Source organism: Acinetobacter sp. V2, from assembly GCF_001188385.1.
GTDB classification, from domain to species: domain Bacteria; phylum Pseudomonadota; class Gammaproteobacteria; order Pseudomonadales; family Moraxellaceae; genus Acinetobacter; species Acinetobacter oleivorans.
In genome coordinates this window covers 290055-291337 of the sequence record NZ_JZFB01000001.1, presented here as the reverse complement: position 1 = coordinate 291337, position 1283 = coordinate 290055, and the positions used below count along the sequence as shown (strand labels likewise).

Here is a 1283-nt window from a genome sequence, read left to right as displayed (position 1 = left end):
CCAGCCAATGGCACCTCTTAGCAGACATGGTATTACAACGCATGGGTATCGCGCTTCTTCCTCAATATTATACCGACATGCTTGACCCTAGTTTATTTGCAGCAGTACCGCTTGAAAAACCAAATATTCAGTGGCACTTAGTGATGGCTTGGAAAAAGAATCTTCCTGTCTCACCAGCGGTACAGGCGTGGCTTAGTATTGTTCGGCAGCATTTTCAGCACATTAAGCCCTAATGTTGAAATGGCTTAATTCAAAAACCGATAAAGCTTTTCCACAAAAAAGCTACCCAATCTTGGATCAGCTCACTTAGACTAGATCCGATTGTTTTATGACATGGACAATAACAATGAATAATGAACATTTTAAGCTGTACACAGATTCACAATTTCTAAGCCCCTACGCGTTTACAGTTTTTGTAGGGCTACATGAAAAACAAATTCCATTTGAAATAGCGACCATCAACTTAGGCCAGCAAGGCCAATTTGAAAAATCTTATGTAGCAAAGTCTTTAACTGCTAAAGTGCCTGTACTTGAGCATAACGATTTTGCTTTATCAGAATCTTCTGCCATTTTGGAATATTTAGAAGAGCTTTATCCAAACACATCTATTTATCCAAAAGATATTCAAGCACGTGCAAGAGCAAGACAAATTCAGGCATGGCTCCGATCGGACTTAGTTGCCATAAGAACTGAGCGTCCAACCGATGTTATTTTTATTCAGCCAAAGTCCACTCCACTTTCAGAAGAAGGCAAAAAAGCAGCCGAGAAACTTTTCTTTGTTGCAGAAAAACTTCTCGCGCCTGATGCCGAATTTCTTTTTGGTTCATGGAGCATTGTGGATGCTGAACTTGCTCTAATATTGCAACGCCTTATTCAAAATGATGATGCTGTACCAGAACGTTTAAAAAACTATGCATTACAGCAATGGCAACGACCGACCGTACAAAAATGGCTTGCCTTGCGACATAACTAAATCCTTATATTTACACCAAACACGAGATAAAAAATGAGTGATTCAAACTATATTCCTCCACAAGTTTGGCAATGGACTGGAGAAAAAACTGATTTAAACCAACCTACTTCAGGTGCTCGTTACGAGCATACACTTCCAATAGGGAAACATCCGCTCCAGCTCTATTCTTTAGCAACGCCTAATGGTCAAAAAGTCACTATTTTGCTAGAAGAGCTTTTAGCATTAGGACATCAAGATGCTGAATATGATGCATGGCTGATTAAAATCGGTGAAGGACAACAATTTGGCAGTGGCTTTGTAGAAATTAATC

2 protein-coding genes and 1 pseudogene are annotated in these 1283 nt (G+C 39.6%); all 3 read left to right on the top strand.

The window, feature by feature from the left end; all coding sequences use genetic code 11:
- Positions 1 to 233: LysR substrate-binding domain-containing protein (locus tag UC75_RS19640; RefSeq protein WP_265597214.1), on the top strand; the 233-nt coding region annotated here is incomplete at its 5' end.
- Between the two features lie 113 nt (positions 234 to 346).
- Positions 347 to 973, top strand: a complete 627-nt coding sequence (yfcF, locus tag UC75_RS01315) for a glutathione transferase (protein WP_049836438.1) — start codon at positions 347 to 349, stop codon at positions 971 to 973.
- Between the two features lie 33 nt (positions 974 to 1006).
- Positions 1007 to 1283 (top strand): annotated as a pseudogene (locus UC75_RS19635) (glutathione-dependent disulfide-bond oxidoreductase); the annotation flags it as partial.